We start from the raw sequence: 19,957 nt of genomic DNA, 5'->3' as shown, positions 1-19,957 counted from the left end.
AGGATAGATTTCCTTGAGTCCGGATAGCTGCCACTAAACGATGCCGCCTGAATAAACCAACGATGATAGAACACGTAATCCAACAGCGGAATCTGAACAAAGCCTACCAAAAGGTGTGCGCTAATAAAGGAGCAGGCGGGGTGGACGGGATGGAAATATCCCAGTTGAAAGCCCACCTGCAGACGAACGGCGAGGCCTTGGTAGAGCATATCCGCAATGGGAGTTATCAGCCCAGCCCAATCAAAGGCGTGGAAATACCCAAGTCCAACGGCAAGACACGGATGCTCGGCATCCCGACGCTGACTGACCGGGTTATCCAGCAAGCCCTGCATCAGGTGCTTGAGCCTGTATTTGAGCCGACCTTCCAACAGCACAGTTACGGATTCCGCCCCAATCGCAACGCCCATCAGGCCGTGCAACAAGCCCAACGGAACATCAACGAAGGCTATCAGCATGTGATAGACATTGATCTGAAGTCATTCTTCGATCAGGTTGACCATGCTATACTGCTGGAGTTGATCCACCGGAAGGTACACTGCCGGTTGACGATGAAGCTGTTGCGAAAGTTCCTGCGCGCCCCGATGCAAATCAAAGGAAGGCTGCACAAACGCAGAAAGGGAGTGCCGCAAGGCTCTCCTCTAAGTCCGCTGCTGTCCAACATCCTGCTCAATGAACTTGACAGGGAGCTGGAAAAGCGCGGACATCGCTATGTGCGGTATGCCGACGATTTCAGCATCTACGTGCGCAGCAAACAAGCCGCCCGACGGGTGGGTAACAGCATCTACCTGTTTCTCAGGGATGTGCTGCACCTGCCGATAAACCGGGAGAAAAGCGGGATTCGCCGCCCCTCAACATTCGACTTACTGGGCTACCATTTTGTCCCGGTATTCAAGAAAGGGGTCAGAGGTCAATATCAACTGGTGGTGAGTGCGAAGAGCAGGAAAGCCTTCAAGCGAAAGCTTAAAGAGCTGACCCGCAAAACCACTCCCATGAGTTTTGACCGAACGAATCCGACGGATCAACCGACTGGTACGAGGCTGGCTGAACTACTTCAAACTGGCCAACATCCACGGCAAATTACAAGCACTGGATAGTTGGCTGAGAAAACGGCTGAGGTACTGCATATGGCACCACTGGAAGAAACCTGAACGCAAACGGAAGAACCTGATGCGATTGGGTGTAAACCCGGAAGATGCCTATGCATGGAGTCGGACACGGATGGGAGGCTGGCGAGTAGCTCAAAGCCCCATCCTGAAAACGACCATCACCTTAGCCAGACTGAAGAAACGGGGCTATATCGCTATGTTGGAACTCTATCACCAGATCAGGTCAACGTAACAAACCGCCGTATACGCGACCCGTACGTACGGTGGTGTGAGAGGCGCACCGTGGGCATATTGCTCACGGCCGTCTACTCGATTATATGGCCTTTAATCGTTCATATTCGGCTTTTGGGAATTCATGATTTACCCAAGCTTCAAGATATTTTTCTTGCCATAATTTTGTTCTAAATGCTTGAGTATGTGAAGCACTTGTTTACGAAATTCTTCAATCGTAGTATGAAATTTGAATTATGGTTTTATACCGATTCTGCTTTTTAGTAGGCCAATTTTTGTACCATTGGACATCTGCCATTAATTTATCATCCTTTTCAATTTTAATTACAAGTCTGTGTTCACCTGGCTCATCGACAAAACTGACTTCCACTTGTTTTATGCCTTTACTGAGTTTTAGTGCTGCCTCAGTAAGTTCCCGTAAAGAATTATGAAGATACGATACAGATATTTCAATTAAATCATCAGAAGTCTGAAGTGTGAATTTCACCATCCATTTCCTAAAAGTAGATAATCAATTTTCATGTCTAAGTACTTTTGAGGCCACATAACGGTTCAGCGGCTAACGGCGAGGCGATGACAACTATCTCAAAGCCTTCAAAGCGCAAACTCGTCCGATTGAGCCGCTTGTTAACGTAACCCCACACTTGATTTAGGAGGATCTTGTCGAACATGCCACACGGTTTGAATATAAATCGTATTCTCGTCTTTACGTATCCTATAAATAACCCGATAGTTTCCGAATATCAGTTCACGAAGGTTCGGTTCATTATACTCAGGTACAATGCGGCCTGATTCCGGCTGTTCAATCAGTTGATCGGTTTTCTCAATCATTTTTAATGCCCACTTTTCAGCGGTGACAACATCATCCTGAGCAATGTAGTCGACAAACTTGTTGAGTTTGTGCAATGCCTGATTAGTCCAGACTATTTCCACTTGGCCAAATTCTCTTTAATTCGTTTTTTAGCTTCCTCATGCGAAACGACTTCACCTCTTGCAATTTGTCGTTCTGCTTCGATCAACTCTTCCATCAGATCAAGCTTATCAACCATTCGCTGATACTCCGATACATCCACTAAAACAGCTGCACTTTTGCCGTGCTGTGTTAAAACAATGGATCGTTTCTGTTTCTTGATCCGGTCTATGAAATCAGCCGCATGTTTTCGGAATTCGGAAAGTGGCTGGATATCCTGGTCTATTTCAATTCGGGCTGTGGCCATAATAATCAAGTGTTTTCTTTAAACGTATTTATAATGTACAAAATTAATACGTAATGAGATAACGAAAAGAATGAGCGGACTGTATTTGAGAAGGGTACGTTAACGGTTTGGCGGCTAACCGGCGTGCGGCCGAATGTAAATTTAGAAATAAAATGTACTACAGAAATTGACTAACCCAAAACAAGCAGTCAATGGCGAGGCACGTCCGAGTTAATGCGCTGGTTATATGGCGCACTTGATGATGTTATTAAGGATTATTTATTCGATTGTAATTCATATTTTCCTGCCACTGAGTTCCAATCATAGTATATTTCTTTGCCCATCATGCCCACATCCTTCCAAATAAAAAATCCATCTTCGGTATACTGTACATTGGTATAAATAATTGTCGAAACATTGCCCATAGCAAACTTAGAAGATTCAAAATCTATCGTTTGTATTAAATTTCCAGTCGGTTGATTAAAAATTTTCAGCTCTGACATTTTAACTCTTTCTGAACCATTCTCTTTTAGAATAAACTCCAACGAAATAATGATTTCTGTCAGAAAAAATCTGCAGGATTGGAATATTTTTAAACCTATTATTTTCTGAAGTATCGCTTAACGAAGAAATGAATTGAAGTTTCAAATCTAATTTCTCATCGGATTTTAGGGAAATCCACTTACCGTTTGTCAAATCATGAGTGAAATTAAATTCTAACTTCGCGATTGGATTTTCATAAGATCTTAAAGTAAAAATAGATCGTTCCTTTTTAACGTATTCAAATAATGTAATTCGATTAGATTCTTTGTGTAAAATTCCATCTAAGTAGATCGGATCATTTTCCTAGTATATTTATATACACCAATGACGTTATAATTTTTCTTGTCAGTTTCGCCAAAGTATCCATCCTCTATTTGTATGGACAATGTTATTGATTTATCATCAATCTTTCCTTTGAAATTATAGCATTCATACCATCCAACATTTGCCTGTTGAAAAAATAAGCTGGTAAGCCAGAAGAGAGTTATGAATACTTTCATTGATGACAGCTAAATTTTTAGTTTTAATTCAAGCCATATAACGGCCCAGCGCATAATGGGCGCTGGTGGTTCATTTCTTTGGAAGTAGCAGAAATACTGGCTTAACTGACAAGGAATCCATTCGGGCGTGAGGGCCAGCGTCCCATTGATGTCGCTTGTTCTGCCATTGAGAATTACAAACCTGACAAACAGCGGTGAATCGCTTCTCAAATGTCATCGACTCCTTTGCCCGTTTCACCTTGGCCTTCAGCAGACACAGCAACAAACGAGATTATTGGATTTGGCTGAGATTGACGCAATGCGCTCACTTCTAATGTATAACCGCCTGAAACCCACCAGCAACAGTTCTTTTGCCACTCTCACCATACTCGACCATGAGTGTTTTTTCTCTCATTTTCGGTTTTAACGGAATCTGTGCTAACCAATCCTCTCTTTAGCAATATCCCTTCAATAACTTGGCTTGGATTCATTTCTTTTGTCGTACTGCCACCACATCATAGACTCCGTATTGGTTTCCATAAACGCCACCAAGTTTCTAGGTCAGGCTATTTGTTTACGCATATTACAAATGGTAATTATCTATGTTTTAACACTTAGTAATTTCAGGTTCTTTTAGAATCACACAACTAGTAGCAATTACAAATAATAAAACTATAAAAATAAGATTTTCAAGTTTCATCAACAGTGTTGTATAACGGCTTAGCGTGTAAGCGGCGAGCCTTGAGGTTAAAACTCATTGGTTTTGAACCCTAACCGAGCTGCGCTTGACGCCTTGTTATGTGTACTTTATATTAATGACGTTTTCAAATTTACTTTGTATGTCATTGATAGTTTTTTCAAAACGTTTCTTGAAATCCACCATCATTACTACATCTAAACCAATATCCTCCTCGTATTTTCCAGGATAGAATTCCATAGATAATGTTTTCATACTTTTTATGTTTAGCATCATCAAAGTTATTGTGAAATTTGTGTCGTGAAAAAGCTTGATTGCCCTCCATAGTTCTGAGCATATTTCATCTAATTTATCCAACAAATGTCTCTGTTCTTGTCCAAATATTATTCTGCTTCTATTTTTAATGAATACCATTCATCAAGTTGTTTTTGCAGGTCTTTAAATCTATTCGAAAAAGCATAAAAAATCAGAAGCTCTTTCTTGATACTTGAGTTTGCGGCACCTTTTTTCTCTGCCTTTGAATTCATGAATTGAAACGAAAGGATTTCCGTACTTGATTAATACGATCTCGTAATTTGTAGGCTGTTGATATTATATTTTTAGAAAGCTCAAATTTTGTTTTCCCCTTTAGTTCAACTCCAGGTTCTAAATCCATAGATTGAAAGTACTGTTGCTAATATTAGTATAATAGTATTAAGAATATTCAGTAGAACATCTATTGTGTCTTTATTCTCAATCAAAAAGTTTACGGTATAGTGAAGGAATATGATCATAAGGTTTTGGTTGGACACATAACGACCCAGCGCATAACGGGCGCGGAGATTATAAGTTAATTAACGGCTAAAATTTCAAAACAATCAACACTGGATTTCGAAAAGCTGTCGTCTCCAACTTAAAGCGCATTGTTATGCAAAATTTCGGCTTTTCAAATTGATTTTTGCTTCAAACGCTTAATAGCGCCACCTCCCCATTTATACTCCATATCTGGATATTAAGGTAGGTTCCTTCCAAAACCACATCGACTTGATAGTAACAAATAGAGGTGATAACGACCGAGTCGTCATTTTTCATGATGATCTCTGCGAAATGAAAAAAATCCGGTACGAGTATGGCCATATGAAAGCGCGGATTATTAACCGACATATAAACATTGATTCTATCGATTTAACTGTACGGGTATTTTTTCCTTGCATTACCAGTATCTACCTGGATATAATCTGCTTGAAGTTCAAAAGTATGATCTTTGTTAAACCTATAGTATGACCAGGAATACCAAAGGACTGGAAAGCCCTCAACGGGAAAAAAATATAATAAACATGAACGATAGAAATGAATACCATTCTTCAATACCCACAAAGTAATTCAAACCAATAAATAATGTCAGCAATAAGACTAAAGCACGCTGGAATATTCCTTTAAAACCAAAAATGGGAGGCTGTAAAATCATCTTCAATATCGATTTACCAGTGCTTAAACCGAATGTAGAAATTTTTGAACCTTCTTATTTCCTCTTGTTAGGTGTGTGCAGGTAGATGCCGCTTGTCGTAGAGATAATGAGTTAGAAAGGAATGAAATTGTAATTTTCAGCATCATTGCTAAAGCTCTTTTTTTAAAAACTGCTTTGCATTATTTCCAATAACAAGCATAAACGCATTGCTTTATCGAACGCTGCTAAAATAAATTCGTGTTAATCTGCCAAATTTCATGTCGTATACAATATTAAAAATTACGCCATCAATTTTATTCATTAAAAAAAGTCTGGACTTCACCGTATTCTAAAAGTGTATATAAAATAGTAAAGAGACAGAGCGGATTCAAAGTACTAACTGCAATAAATTAAAGGATACTCTTCTTTTGGAAAAATTTTCCAAAACCCTGGTGCAATAATGAGAATATTTCTTTTCGTTACTAGCATGGCTACAATTTCAAAAATTACCAAAATTAATACTATCAAGTAAAGTTGTCTAGCGGTTGATAACTTATATTGATCTATTTCTTTATAAAGCATAACGGTTTGGCGGCTAAGCGGCGAGGCGATGAATTTCTAAAGTCCCGAACCGCAAAATCGACCGTTTGAGCCGCTTTGTTATGCGGTGTCTTTATTTTTTATGGGATACTTTTTTAAAAATATTTTTGCAACTTGCGATTATTGAAGATAAATAGGATTGATCTATATCTGTAAGTTGAACCAATGATCTTCATTCATTTCATCAGGAGTAACATAGATACTTAATGTTCCACGTCCTTTTCTAATTCAATTTTGAAAATTCAGATTTGGTTCAATGAAATTAGAATTCTGCTACTCCACTAAGTGTTTGATCAAGTTCCTTGACAGAGATTAAGCCAACTTTCTATTTTCAGAAAGATGTATTAAGGGACCATTTATGTAAACATCTGCTCCACTTTCGCTACACACAATGCAGATATACTAAGCCAGTTACTATCCCAAAAATCATCGGCATTTGGAAACTGCCTTCCATGAATCCATACGTCGCAATTGATTCATTTTCCAATATCTGGCTCACCGAACTTATCTATACCAAATTTTAGCATATGTATTAATTTGGGGTAGAACGCATAACGACCCACGTTTTAAACAGCACGGGGGTTATGATTTCTTTGAAATGACAAAAATTAATTCCTGACAAACAAGTATCCGATCGCAACCCGTCCCGCGTCCTGACTTAAAACGCATTGTTAGGTAAACCGGACATTTTTAAATTGGCACAATGTAATGCGGTCAAATTTGACCAGTGACCGAATAAAATAAAGTAGTAATAACAGAATTATACTCACTAAATATTTGAACTTTTTGTTCTCTTTATTCTTACTCATCAAATAAGATAATCGAGCCAAGATTGAATTAAAAGAACAAATAGATAATGTTCAAAAAGGAGTATTCGTAAATTTTAAACCGATCCCGTTTTAGAAAAATTGCAATAATATTTAAATATCGAAAGTAGCGATGAATGCAAGAATATTTTAGAAGTATAAAGGGAAGTGGTTTTGAAAATACCTCCATGTTTCGAATTTGAAAGGTTACCTAACATGTATTTATTCAGTTTAAGCTTAGCGCTTAAACTGGTTACATAATAGTTGAAAGCTTCTAATTCAGCAATTAGAAATACAATTTGGTTAAATAAATGTCTCGCCGGTTAAATAAAAGGGTTAAATAATGGGGTTAAATAATAATTTTTATCTTTTTTTGTAAGGGAAACAGATTTTTACACTCATACAAATAAAAGATATGGGTGAATATAAATTATTAGACAGGATTAAAAGAGAAGTCAGAAGACGAAATTATAGCTACAGCACGGAAAAATCATATTGCCAGTGGGTAGTTCGATATGTCCGATATCACAACCTTACTCATCCCCGCGATTTGGGAAACCGCGATATTGTCAGATATCTGAACTACCTTGCTAATGACTGCAATCTGGCCGCATCAACACAAAATCAGGCACTTTCAGCCCTTATCTTTCTCTATGAACATGTGCTGCAAATTCCCGTAGGAGAACTGAAAAATCTGAAGCGGGCAAAAAAACCGAAGAGACTTCCCGTGGTTCTTTCAAAGGAACAAGCCCTTGCCGTTATCAATGAACTGGACGGCGTAAACCAAATGGTTTTGGAGCTTATTTATGGAGCCGGTTTACGTGTATCTGAGGCACTTGGCCTTAGAATTCAGGATGTTGATTTTGACTATCGCCAAATCACCGTTTGGAATGGTAAAGGCAGGAAAGACCGTATTACGATGCTGCCTGATCGGGTGATCCCAAAACTGGAAAATCATATTGAAAAAGTGAGACTCCTTCACCGGACAGATTTGAACAAGGGATATGGAAAAACTATTCTTCCAAATGCACTGTCAAAGAAGTATCCCGGGGCTGAAAATAAATTTATATGGCAGTACCTTTTTCCGGCCAAATACAGAAGAAGAGATCCTCGCACGGGTGTTAGGCATCGATACCACATATCGGCAAGAAATATCCGTCGTGAGTTGAATCGCGTTTCAAAGAAGCTGGATATTCCCAAACGCGTAACCCCACATACATTTCGTCATTCATTTGCCACGCATCTACTCCAGGGTGGCTATGATATCCGAACTGTGCAAGATCTTTTAGGTCATAAAAGCCTCAAAACAACCTCAATATACCTGCACGTTTTGAATCGCGGAGGTCATGGGGTCAAAAGTCCGCTGGACGAAAACTGAGCAATATGTTATATAGTTCAGTTTTTTTGATGGGAAAATCAGGGTCAACCTATTTACTCAACCTTTTTTAAAAGAGCGAAAGATCCCTCCGGCCTTGATTGGTGGAGGATTCGCATGGTTTGCATCAAAGTGCGGGAGACATCACAATATCGGCTCCCCTGGGAGCAATCGATGTTGTGTAACCGCGCGGGCAAACCAGGCCCGGAAGCAATCACCGCCCGGGAGTTTTTGATTCCTTTTGGCGGCCCAAAAGGAATATGGGGAACAATTTAATCTGCGGATGTATTTTATATCATTTTTAATGATTCCAAGATTATATGGATAATGTCAGCCCCTTGCCCCTCCTTTTCTAAGGAGGGGAGGATTTTTTGCATTAATCACCATATCAATTCTTACGCCTCAATCACGCTTTGGAATCGGCGCATCCCAGTGCGGCATCTCTGCAGAGGCATCACCCGTCATCAGGTAGGTATCAAACCACTCGAGCATCCGATGATTATAATCGAACTTGGAGGAGGAACGGGAATTTCCGTGTCCCTCACCGGGATACCAAACCAGGCGGACAGGTACATCCGGCTTGCGCACTTTCAGGTGCCGATAGAGCTCCAGGGACTGTGCCGGATGCACGCGGGTATCATTGGCGCCGTGCATAATTAAAGTTGGAGTCTCCGCGCGATCCACCCAATAGATCGGGCTTCGTTTCAGGTAGTCCATCCATTTTGCATCAGATTCCCACATACGCTCGCGGGAGTGAACCAGGTAGAGTTCGTTCGGAATGTCGCTGGTTCCCCATTTTGAGAGGTTGTTGCTGATTCCCACAAACATCACGGATGCGGCAAAGCGATCGCTGTAGTAGGTACTCATCCACCCGGATGCATATCCGCCGTAGGATCCACCGGTTACACCGATCCGGTCTTCATCGGCAATACCCTGATCAATCAGGTAATCCACGCCGTCAACCACATCGTCAAACTCCTTGCCGGCTAAATCAGACTGACTGCTGTAAGCAAATTCAACGCCGCGTCCTGTACTTCCCCGATAGTTCGGGTAAAAAACGGCATATCCCTTGGCGGTGCCCATCTGTCCCGGGTTTGAGTAACCGGTCAGCCACCCGTTGCTGTAGTGTGCTTCAGGACCGCCGTGAACTACGGTGATAACGGGAACGCGGTTTCCATCTTCATAGCCGAGCGGATACATCAATATCCCCTCAATTTCAAACTCACCGTCGCGGGCAGTGTAGCGGATCACTTCCTGGTTGCCCAGCTCAATATCTTCGAGCCACGGATTGTGGTTGGTGGCTTTCTGAGGCTGTGCATTTCTCGCACGGCTCAACGTATACACTTCATTAGGGTGCGCAGGTGAACTGGCTACGAATGAGATCATCCCATTGGATGCTCGTGAAAATGATGAAATGGCGTGTGCATCAGCATTGAATAGTAACTGCTTGTTGGATCCGTTCGGACGAATGGTGCCTAACATGGTATTTGTACCCTGACTGGCCAGGAAGTGGATTTCGTTGTTGGATGTCCACTCAATCTGCTCATATTTTCCCTCAAAACCTTCATCGATGTTTTCAGGGGTTCCGCCTTCGGCAGATACAATTTTAAGACGGCCGTCGGTCGGGTCGTTGATATCGTATGCGGTACGCAAAGCCAGCTGTTCGCCGTTCGGACTCCAGTCGAACTCACCCAGCTTACCTTCGTTGTTTACCTCAGCTATGATATCACGGGTACGGTAGTCGACGATAAATACCTGCTGCTTCATATAGTAATCGTCCACTTCAGGTGTCGGTGCGGCAGATACCGCCAGTTTGCTTCCGTCCGGGCTCCACTCTACCATGTAAATGGATCCGTCTACATTCAGTTGATGCGGTTCATGATCTTCTACAGTTACATTGGTGATATATGCCTTTCGGTTGGTTTGATTCTCTTCGTACACATCGGCCGTGTATGGCAGCGGAGAGTCAGACTCTTCGGGAGCATTAAACGCGGTAAATGCCACGTGATTTCCATCGTGATGCCAGGTGTAGGAGACAATATTTCGTTCAAAATTGAACAGCTTAACCGCTTCTCCTCCATCCAGTGGCAGCTCATACAGTGCACGTCCGTTGTCTCCGTCACGGCTGGTCAGAAATGTGATACTGTTATGATTTGGCCTGAACTGAACCGAGGCTACAGAACCTGACGAATAGTATGGTTTGGTTGATCCGTCAGAAATATTCAGCACATAGAGGTGATTACTGTTGCCGGCGTTCTCCTCATAGGGATCGGCCGGTACGCTCACGGTATATGCAACGGTACTTCCGTCATCAGAAATTACGGTGCTTGTTACATTCTGAATTTTGGCAACATGCTCGGGCGTTAATCCCTGGGCGTGTAAAACAGAAAATGACAGTAGAAATGTAAACCCAATCAACAGGCTGAAAACTCTCGCCATTTTTGATCGACTGGGAGTGGGTAATGATACTCTCAACTTCATAGCTTTATTTTTTTTGTTATGGTTTAACGAATACATAATTAAAATATAACGAAAATGAGCAAGAGCTAAATACAGGGAATGAAAATGTGTTTTACTCATTTTTGGCAAAAGGGTTTTGTATTTTCAAAGTATCAGAAAACGTAATTCAATGTTTATCAAAACTACCTGAAAACCAGTTAACAACATGAAAAAAAGTACACTTGCAGTTCTATTCGTCGCGCTCTTTACGGCTTGTCAAACATCAAATCAAACCGTAGACTATTCAAACAACACTCTCTATTCAACACTCTGGATTCAGACAGCCGCGGAGTATGAGGCGCTAACCTATCAGGCGTATAATACGGCCGAATCAATACTGCCGGTTGCTGTTGAAGATTCATCCTGGACGGCCTCTCTGGAACAGGAAGACCCCTATTTCGATAAACCGCCGGCCATTATTCTGGACCTGGATGAGACCGCTCTCGACAACTCTTTTTACGAAGCGAGGGTCATACTCGATAAGTCGGGTTTTGACAATGTGACCTGGAACAACTGGGTTCGCGAAGCGGATGCCGAAGCGATAAAGGGAGCTGTGGAGCTTACGAATGGTGCACATGAAATGGGTATAGCCGTTTTTTATATCACCAACCGGGATGCGGAGGTTCAGGCCTACACGGAGCAAAATTTAGTTGAGTTGGGTTTTCCCGTGGATGAAGGCTCGGTGATGAGTAACGGCGGTCAGCCCGATTGGACCTCGGCGAAAATAAATCGTCGCAAAAAAATATCGGAAAACTACAGGGTCTTGATGCTTTTCGGAGATGACCTGAATGATTTTGTGCCGGCACGGGGAATTTCTATTGATGAGCGAAAAGCGCTGACTGAGCAATATTCGGACCACTGGGGGGTTAAGTGGTTTGTGCTGCCCAATCCAAATTACGGCTCCTGGGAGCGGGCTCTTGTATACGGGTGATGAACAGTCGGAAGAGGAGATGCAGCAAAGCCGGCTCAATCTTTTAAGGGATAAGCGCAACTAAAGCCTGACCGCTCTTCATGCAAGATTTAACAATTTGTTGATTAGCCTTTTAGCCGTGGAGTTCGTTTTTTAAGTGTTGAAAGATTTGGTAAGCCATTTTATTTATATCATTAACCAATAAATCCATCGATTCATGAGTAAGAAAGGACTTAGTCGTTTAGAATTTTTGAAAGCCGGAGCGCTATCAACAGCCGCGCTGGGAACAGGCGCACTCGGCCGGACATTTCAAAAACCGGATACCAAAAAGTCATCCTTCGGTGATGCAAAAAATGTAATCTTTCTGGTGGTTGATGGGATGAGTGCCGGAACCATGGCGCTTGCCGATCTGGTAAAACAGCGTCAATACGGAGAGAAAACGAACTGGATTAAGCTTTATGAGTCTGATCGTGAATACCATCGCGGATTGATGGACATGGCGTCGCTTAACTCGGTAGTGACCGGCTCGGCTGCCGCGGCATCCTCCTGGGGTTCGGGTCACCGCATCAATAACGGAGCTGTGAACGTGGGGCCAAATGGTGAGGAGTACAAAACGATTTGTGAGATTTTCCGGGACGCTGATAAAGCTACGGGCCTGGTTACCACTGCTCGAATTACCCATGCCACCCCATCCGGATTTGGAATTAATATGCCTTCGCGCGGTATGGAAGATGAAATTGCCGAGCAGTATGCGGAGCGGGGTTATGATCTGTTGATGGGTGGCGGAGCGCGTCACTTTTCTTCCGACAGTCGAGATGATGGAAAAGATCTCTATTCGGTTTTTGAACAAAACGGATATACCGTAGCCAGAAATAAGAGTGAGATGAATCGAGCCACCCGAAACAGTAAGTTGCTGGGGCTGTTTTACGATTCTCACCTGCCCTACATGGTGGATCACAACACGCTTGCCGGGTTGCAGGAGAAAGTCCCAACGGTTGCTGAGATGACGAAAATTGCGCTGGACAGGCTGAACAGAAATGAAAATGGGTTTATTCTGCAGATTGAGGGCGGCCGGGTGGATCATGCTGCACACGGTAATGATCCTGCGGGACTGATTTACGATCAGATCGCATTTGATGACGCCATCAAAGAGGTGATGGACTTTACCGATGGCCGTGATGATACGCTGGTTATTTTAACCACAGATCACGGAAACGCCAATCCGGGATTGAGCGGACTGGGCTCAGGCTACGGTGACTCCCCTGCCATGCTGGATACCATTCAGGATTATCGTCACAGTTTTGAGTGGATGTACAATGAGATGGGATATCACTGGTCTGACGATTCACTGGATGGAGTTACAGTAAAATCCATTATGGATCATGTGGAGTACGCAATGAATACAAAAATTTCCCGGGAAGAGGGACTGATGCTGAAGCAGTCATTCCAGGGGAATTTCCGGTCACCATTCAAAAATCGCCAGCAGCCGGCTGGAGTGCTATCCGGAGTCCTGGCTAACTACAATGGAATCAATTTTATTAGCACCAGTCACACGGCCGATTATGTTGAGATTGCCGCATGGGGTCCCGGAAGTGATCGAATTCCAACGTTTGTCAGAAACACCGCACTGTTTGATCTGATGGTGGATATGGCCGATGTGAGAGCCTACGCAGAAGGATAAGTTGAGCATTCTTGCCTCGTCCGACGGCTCCCCGCCGTCAGACGAATTTTTTCGGTTCGTGGTACATAGTTCGGGATACGGTTTACGTTATACCCCGGGTCGCTGACCCGGGGAGTTGGATAGAATTTAACACTGGTTAATTGCAGTTGAATTGGTGAGATTGAATAGTCTGAGCGGTTAAAAACGATTTTTTGAGTGTTTGATCAGGCGCTCTGTTGAACATTATGTCCGGTAGATTTTGATAAACATTTAACGTGAGCTCGAGATAAAATCTGAGCTAAAAGTCATTAAACATCAGTTGTTTATAGAAATTGGTTATATAGTATCTACTGAAACACGAAAAAACAGAGATTATTCAGTGCCTTCCGTGTTTCCGTGGCTATCTAGTACTTAAAAACTGGTATAAGTCTATTCTATGTAGAAGACATATCGAACTCACGTTAACATTCATCCCTCATTATCGGATCCACTCATTCACCAGAATTGACATCCCAATCCAATCCTGAGCAGCACCGCCTCATTTCTACCCTTCATTTCAAACCACGCTCTCTGTTCGGCGGTGGTTTTTGGGCTTCCTGTTACCCCGGGTTACGCTGCGCTTCACCCGGGGCTAAGATCTGGCGCTCTTTCAGAGCTGATAGGCAATTATAATAAATCCTATATCTTGCAGCGCTGAATATCAAAAACCTCCCCTCTTGAGAGGGGATTGAGGGGTGTGTTTAAATAGGAATTGGTATAAATCTCAAATTCAAAATTGATTACTCCAAGGCATTTTTTTCGGGCGAATTAATATCCTAAACCAACATTGAGTTTCACCGCCTCATGTCTACCCTTCATTTCAAACAACGCCCTCTATTCGGCGGTGATTTTTGTGCTGCCTTTACCCCGGGTTTCGCTATGCTTCACCCGAGGCTATGATCGGCCGCTCTTTCAGAGCTGATAAGCAATAATAACAAATCGTATATCTTATAGAGCTGTAAAAGAACACCTCCCCTCTTGAGAGGGGATTGAGGGGTGTGTTCAAATAGGAATTGGTATAAATCTCAAATTCAAAATTGATTACTCCAAGGCATTTTTTTCGGGCGAATTAATATCCTAAACCAACATTGAGTTTCACCGCCTCATATCTACCCTTCATTTCAAACAACGCCCTCTATTCGGCGGTGATTTTTGCGCTGCCTTTTACCCCGGGTTTCGCTATGCTTCACCCGAGGCTAGGATCTGGCGCTCTTTCAGAGCTGAGAGCCGAAACTGTCTAGTCTTCTGTTTTTTAGGGTGGTAGGAGTGTTTTCCATATTGAGACTGCCTGTTCCCAACAACATTCATGTTTCTATAGCCAAAGAGCTGAATCAATAATATTGAGCTCTGTAAGAGCGAGCAGATAGTAGCCCCAAGCGTCAGCTTGGGGTGTGAGTTAGGTTCCCAGTTCCGCCGAATAGAGTGCAGAATTTAGAACTCCAACCAGAGTAGAGGCGTTGCAACTACAGCAAATAAACACTGTCAGCCCCAAAAGGTCGCTGGCCTATTCAGATTTTAAATTTTTTAAACTCTGTTTAAAAATCAGATATCCCTGCCAGGCAAAAGCTGAAGAAAACAACTCTGTTAAAGCAGTAAATGTTGGTTAGAAATCAATCTCGATTGCCATGGTAGAAATGAACGGAAGAAAGCAACTCCAAAAATCATCAGTCAATTTATCTAGTTTCTCATCTCATCTTTAGTTAGAACCGGCATAATTCAGGGGTTCAGGCGGTTTCCAGTTCAGGAGTAATATCGGGCTCGGCCTCCTTATCCGCTTCCAAAAGATTCAGCAGTAACGTCATCGAACCTCTGATACCGTAGTACTCTTTAGTTGAAAAAATAGCACCGGTAAATGAAAGCAAGATATACGCATAACCCAGATGCACGTCAAAAGATCCAAATGATGATGTATTAAACAAATACAAATTAATTAGATACATAGAGCCGAGCATAAAGAACATCATCCCAAATGCCATAGAACCCAAGTAGGCTTTTTTTGCTCTCTGAAGGAGTTCTGTAGCAAAGTCGCCGAACCTCTCTTCATTCAAAAGTTTCTTGTCTCTGTATAGCAGCTCCATCAGCTTACCCTGGTTTTCTATTTCTTGCTCGAAGTACTCTTTGATTTTCTCTTTGGTTATCATAGCTGGCTCTTTTCAATTAATCTTGTTCTAATTTATTCACAAACTCTATTTCTTTACTATCGCACATTTCAGCCAAAGCAGTACTTAGCCGGTCTAAATTTTTGAAGCGTAATGTGAATGGAATTTTTAATGTGCCTGTGATTCCGGTTCGTAAATACTGTAGATTTATCCTTTTTTTGTCCAGCTCTATTTTTTTTATATGCGCCCACTTAAATGAACTTTCTAAAGGACTTTCAGAGCTGATTTTTTCATTATCTATAATTATTGCTGATAAAGGTTTCTTATTTCCAAATATTACGCTTGATCCTGCAGCCACCCCGTATATTCCTGCAAATATGTGCGTAAACCATTCAAAATCAACATCAACATACCCGCCTTTGTACCTGTAAATCGCTCCAACCAAAAGAAACAATCCGAGTAAGATCAAGAAGACATTGTAAATTTTTACATATTTATCATCACCGGTAAATCTCACGCTATCCATAATCTATTGTTCGAAGTTTACTTTTTCCATAAGGCTATATTTTTCAAAACTGAAGTGAATCACCAGCTGCATTATTCACGCATTTATCAGTTTTATATTCGGGGAAAGTTGTTCATTCTCATCCGCTTCCAAAAGATTCAGCAGTAACGTCATAGAACCCCTGATTTGATAATATTCTCTTGTTGAAATAACCATAAATGAGATACCAAGAAACATATAGGATAATCCAATCCACATAGGGGATCCGGGGACTACCAGATTTGATAGATAAAGAACGCCGATCAACACAAAACATAGAGCGACGGCAAACATAATACCGAACGATTTTTTACTGCGCTTCAAAAGAACTTGAGCAAAGTCATTAAACTTATCCTCGTTAAGCAACTGTTTATCCTTATAAAGGAAGTTTGAACTGAATCCATTTAACTCAGACTCAAAAAATCGAACTAATTTCGCTTTATCTATCATGGTATTCTTAATCTTTTTTTGTTTTCAGTCTCGACTCAAACTCTACACCTTTCATGCTGCAACGCTCCAATAACCCTCTTTCCAAAGTCCGCATCTTTTCCGAATTGTAACGAATCATCATTGGAATAATAATTTTATTCGTCAGTCCCGTCTTTAAATACTGAACTTCAATCCGGTCTTTCTGAAGCTCTACTTTCTTTAGCTTATCCCATTTCAGCGAACTGTCCCACAGTGACTTACTGGACTCTATTCCGTTTTCATTGATCATAATTTCAGAAATATTGGGATTAATATACCCTGACAAATACCCTGCACCGATAAAGAGTGCGAATGCTCCCATATAGAAACTGAAATACCAATCACCTGTCAATTGCCCCACGGCGTAATAGTAAGCATGCCCTCCAACTATAATTACACCGCAAAGAGCCATAAAAACCGAATACCAACGCAAATAAATTAAATTTGGCTGCACCCTAATTTCTGCCATAACACTCTATTTTTATTTCTTTTTGGTAAATGATGTGATAAAATTTTCACTCTTTCCATTAGAATTAAGAACCGTACCTGAATCAAATGATCCCTCCACGTGTTTCTCTTTTGAACTCTGTATCTTTCACTCAATCAAATTTTTTAAACTAAAACCGTTTGTTAAATGATACATCGTCATTCAACATTCGGTGTTCGATATTCAACATTCCCATGGCCCGTAAAGAGTTTGAAATTCCGGCGATGTTTAAATCGCCCATCATCCGCAAGGTAAAAGAAGCGAACAAAATCACCGATCCGCGCAAGAAAGACCTTGCCCCGACCAAACTGGATTTTGGGCCGGTCACATTTTTGATTCCGCGTCACTTCGGGTTTTGTTACGGAGTAGAGAACGCCATCGACATCGCCTACCGAACGGTGGAGGAGAATCCGGGCAAGAATATCTACCTGCTCAGTGAGATGATTCACAATCCAACCGTGAATGAAGATCTGCAGAAACGTGGGGTAAAGTTCCTTTTTGATACCGATGGATCAGTGAGAATTCCGATTGAGGATCTCTCAGAGGATGATGTGGTAATTGTGCCCGCTTTTGGCACTACGCTCGAAATCGGCAAAAAGTTAAAGGCAAAAGGCATCGATCCCTATCAGTATAACACCACCTGCCCGTTTGTGGAAAAGGTTTGGAAGCGGGGAAATCAGCTTGGAAAGAAAGGGTACAGCCTTGTGATACATGGAAAACATCGACATGAAGAAACCCGTGCCACATTTTCACACAGCGCCGATCACTCCCCAACGGTCGTTGTGCTGAATCCCGATGAAGCTCAGATTCTGGCCGATATCATGACTGAAAAGCGACCTATCGAAGATTTTGAAAAGTATTTTGGCCACAAGAGCACGGAGGGATTCGACCCGCTAAAAGATCTGGAGTTTTTTGGCGTGATCAATCAGACGACCATGCTCGCTACTGAAACGCAGCAGGTGATGGGGATTCTGAAGAAAGCCGCAAAAGCCCGATTCGGAGAGCAGAATGTGCTCGACCACTTTGCCGACACATCAGATACGCTCTGCTATGCCACCAACGAAAATCAGTCGGCAACGTACGCATTGGCTGATGCCAAACCGGATATCGCCATTGTGGTGGGTGGCTACAACTCATCCAATACCATGCACCTGGTGGAGATACTGGAACATCACTGCCCAACCTATCATATCCGGGATGCCGAGGAGTTTGATTCAGCCGGAGAAATACGCCACTTCAATCAGTGGGAAAAAGAGATGGTGAAGACAGCAGATTGGCTTCCAAAAGATCAAAAAGACCTGAAAATTGCGCTCACTTCCGGAGCTTCCTGTCCCGATGTGCTGGTGGATGAAGTGATGCTGAAAATTTTATCCTTGTTCGATGGTACGGAAGAAGTAGAAGATGTAATCCGCCCATTTGAAGAGAAGTTGATTACTGAACAGTAATCATTTTAACATTCGGTTTAGTCGGGAATGATGTTGAAGTAGGATACCCGCTGTGGCTGGAAACTTCTCAGCCGGATATCAAACTCATCTGTAATTTTTTCTACCCTGGGTGTTATGTATCCTGTATCATCGGCCTGCAGGTCGGCATAATCTACATATACCGCATATGGACGAATGCCCTGCACATCTGTGTATTGATGAATCGGAACATCATAACGGATCGTAATTGATGAGGGATTAAATGAAACAGCCTCACCTGATGGCAGATTACGCGTTCGAACCGGCACTCTTACCTCAGCTTCTGTAAATTCGGCCACGTCAATCTGATAATTTACTTCGTTCGTACTTAGAATAACTCCATCGGTCGGTGCCTTTAGATTAACTACTCTCTCCATACTTTTTGAAACTTCCTCAAAAGTAACCTCCTCTGTTTCCCATTGTGAAAGTTCCTGCAGTCTTGATTCAGCTCCCGTTAGTGTTATACTGTCGGGACTAATTTCGGGCTCGCCGATCAACCCATAACGATTTTGTAAATTAAGATTGATTTGCGAGACAATCGGAACTCTTTTCGTTGCTTTTTCTTCGGTTTCAATGGTTAGCATGATAGGATCAACCTGAGAAACATTAAGTTCTGAAAAAGACCCCGACATGTTCCGGATCTGTTCAAACAGATTTATCTGTCGCGACTCTGCATCTACACTTACTTTGGGAGGATTGCTGTATAGGGATATTAAATTCCATCCTTCGCCGCTAACATTTACGGATATATTTTCAGGAACATCACTGCGCAATGCCAGATTATCCGGCAGATTGGTTAATTCGACCGGAACCTGAACCGTTATATTAAATTCACGATTCATGTTTACCACAAACCAAAGACTCAGCGCCAAGACAAAAGAAACGCTGAATACAATAACCTTTTCCCGTGCAAAGAAATTATTTTCGTCAGATTCTTCCCCTTCAGCCTCTTTGGAAGTGAAGAACACTTTAAATCGGTTCGTTATGAAGTCCCGTAAATTCATAAGCTAAATATGCGGATTTAATTTAAGCTCGCACAACTATTTCTTTTACTACTTTTGATCCCACCTTGTCGTTCAGCCGTTTTACGATCGAATACCGGTTTGCATGAATTTCGTGTCGCCACACATCACTTTCAACGTTTACAAAAAGTTTATCGCCTTCAAACCTTAAGTTTTTAGTTACAGAGTTGATATTCTCACCGACTACTTCGGGCCAGAAGTGAAGCACCATACCTCTGCGAAGCTCCGTCTTCTGCGGAATTTTTTTCAAGAAATTCTTGAGTAAATGCTCTATCGATTCCGGTTTTTTTCCAAATGCCATAAGCGC

Annotated in this window: 17 protein-coding genes and 1 pseudogene; 5 read left to right on the top strand and 13 right to left on the bottom strand. The window is 42.1% G+C overall.

The features are described 5' to 3' along the window. The first annotated feature begins 62 nt into the window (after window positions 1-62). Window positions 63-1,338: pseudogene (gene ltrA / locus U5K35_RS00390) on the top strand (group II intron reverse transcriptase/maturase). A 210-nt stretch (window positions 1,339-1,548) separates the two neighbouring features. Here the strand turns inward: ltrA and U5K35_RS00380 are convergent. The 6 genes from U5K35_RS00380 to U5K35_RS00355 form a co-directional block, all read right to left on the bottom strand. Next, window positions 1,549-1,827 carry a hypothetical protein gene (locus U5K35_RS00380; RefSeq protein ID WP_322569489.1) on the bottom strand — a complete coding sequence of 93 codons (279 nt, stop codon included), beginning with the start codon at window positions 1,825-1,827 and terminating at the stop codon, window positions 1,549-1,551. A gap of 137 nt (window positions 1,828-1,964) precedes the next feature. Next, entirely contained in the window at window positions 1,965-2,270 is a 306-nt protein-coding gene (locus U5K35_RS00375; RefSeq protein ID WP_322569488.1) for a type II toxin-antitoxin system RelE/ParE family toxin, read from the bottom strand. After that, a complete protein-coding gene (locus tag U5K35_RS00370) occupies window positions 2,261-2,554 on the bottom strand; it encodes a type II toxin-antitoxin system Phd/YefM family antitoxin (RefSeq protein WP_322569487.1) in 294 nt (97 codons plus the stop codon). The genes U5K35_RS00375 and U5K35_RS00370 overlap by 10 nt, the downstream gene beginning before the upstream one ends. A 254-nt stretch (window positions 2,555-2,808) precedes the next feature. Beyond that, window positions 2,809-3,078, bottom strand: a complete 270-nt coding sequence (locus tag U5K35_RS00365; protein ID WP_322569486.1) for a hypothetical protein — start codon at window positions 3,076-3,078, stop codon at window positions 2,809-2,811. A 1,273-nt stretch (window positions 3,079-4,351) separates the two neighbouring features. Beyond that, entirely contained in the window at window positions 4,352-4,666 is a 315-nt protein-coding gene (locus tag U5K35_RS00360) for a hypothetical protein (protein WP_322569485.1), read from the bottom strand. Beyond that, a complete protein-coding gene (locus U5K35_RS00355; protein WP_322569484.1) occupies window positions 4,636-4,779 on the bottom strand; it encodes a hypothetical protein in 144 nt (47 codons plus the stop codon). The genes U5K35_RS00360 and U5K35_RS00355 overlap by 31 nt, the downstream gene beginning before the upstream one ends. A 2,720-nt stretch (window positions 4,780-7,499) precedes the next feature. Between U5K35_RS00355 and U5K35_RS00350 the strand changes: the two genes are divergently transcribed. Further along, complete coding sequence (locus U5K35_RS00350) at window positions 7,500-8,462, top strand: integron integrase (RefSeq protein WP_322569483.1); 963 nt, start codon at window positions 7,500-7,502, stop codon at window positions 8,460-8,462. A gap of 399 nt (window positions 8,463-8,861) precedes the next feature. On the opposite strand, the gene U5K35_RS00345 is transcribed toward U5K35_RS00350, so the two are convergent. After that, complete coding sequence (locus tag U5K35_RS00345; protein ID WP_322569482.1) at window positions 8,862-10,940, bottom strand: S9 family peptidase; 2,079 nt, start codon at window positions 10,938-10,940, stop codon at window positions 8,862-8,864. Window positions 10,941-11,124: 184 nt separating this feature from the next. Between U5K35_RS00345 and U5K35_RS00340 the strand changes: the two genes are divergently transcribed. Then, complete coding sequence (locus U5K35_RS00340; protein WP_322569481.1) at window positions 11,125-11,889, top strand: 5'-nucleotidase, lipoprotein e(P4) family; 765 nt, start codon at window positions 11,125-11,127, stop codon at window positions 11,887-11,889. Between the two features lie 196 nt (window positions 11,890-12,085). Beyond that, complete coding sequence (locus U5K35_RS00335; protein WP_322569480.1) at window positions 12,086-13,549, top strand: alkaline phosphatase; 1,464 nt, start codon at window positions 12,086-12,088, stop codon at window positions 13,547-13,549. Between the two features lie 1,742 nt (window positions 13,550-15,291). Here the strand turns inward: U5K35_RS00335 and U5K35_RS00330 are convergent. The 4 genes from U5K35_RS00330 to U5K35_RS00315 form a co-directional block, all read right to left on the bottom strand. After that, on the bottom strand, window positions 15,292-15,708 hold the full coding sequence (locus U5K35_RS00330; protein WP_322569479.1) for a hypothetical protein: 417 nt from the start codon (window positions 15,706-15,708) through the stop codon (window positions 15,292-15,294). Window positions 15,709-15,724: 16 nt separating this feature from the next. After that, on the bottom strand, window positions 15,725-16,192 hold the full coding sequence (locus tag U5K35_RS00325) for a hypothetical protein (protein WP_322569478.1): 468 nt from the start codon (window positions 16,190-16,192) through the stop codon (window positions 15,725-15,727). A 75-nt stretch (window positions 16,193-16,267) separates the two neighbouring features. Then, window positions 16,268-16,660, bottom strand: a complete 393-nt coding sequence (locus U5K35_RS00320) for a hypothetical protein (RefSeq protein WP_322569477.1) — start codon at window positions 16,658-16,660, stop codon at window positions 16,268-16,270. A gap of 7 nt (window positions 16,661-16,667) precedes the next feature. Next, the gene (locus U5K35_RS00315) at window positions 16,668-17,147 is read right to left on the bottom strand and encodes a hypothetical protein (RefSeq protein WP_322569476.1); all 480 of its coding nucleotides are present in this window, start codon (window positions 17,145-17,147) and stop codon (window positions 16,668-16,670) included. A gap of 212 nt (window positions 17,148-17,359) precedes the next feature. Between U5K35_RS00315 and U5K35_RS00310 the strand changes: the two genes are divergently transcribed. Then, a complete protein-coding gene (locus tag U5K35_RS00310) occupies window positions 17,360-18,610 on the top strand; it encodes a 4-hydroxy-3-methylbut-2-enyl diphosphate reductase (RefSeq protein WP_322569475.1) in 1,251 nt (416 codons plus the stop codon). A gap of 17 nt (window positions 18,611-18,627) precedes the next feature. On the opposite strand, the gene U5K35_RS00305 is transcribed toward U5K35_RS00310, so the two are convergent. Together U5K35_RS00305 and U5K35_RS00300 are read right to left on the bottom strand one after the other, a co-directional pair. Further along, complete coding sequence (locus U5K35_RS00305; protein ID WP_322569474.1) at window positions 18,628-19,632, bottom strand: YbbR-like domain-containing protein; 1,005 nt, start codon at window positions 19,630-19,632, stop codon at window positions 18,628-18,630. Between the two features lie 22 nt (window positions 19,633-19,654). Then, on the bottom strand, window positions 19,655-19,951 hold the full coding sequence (locus tag U5K35_RS00300; protein ID WP_322569473.1) for a DUF721 domain-containing protein: 297 nt from the start codon (window positions 19,949-19,951) through the stop codon (window positions 19,655-19,657). Between the last annotated feature and the right edge of the window lie 6 nt (window positions 19,952-19,957).

Source organism: Rhodohalobacter sp. (assembly GCF_034521535.1).
In the GTDB taxonomy this organism is placed as follows: domain Bacteria; phylum Bacteroidota; class Rhodothermia; order Balneolales; family Balneolaceae; genus Rhodohalobacter.
This window is presented reverse-complemented; position numbering and strand designations above follow the sequence as displayed.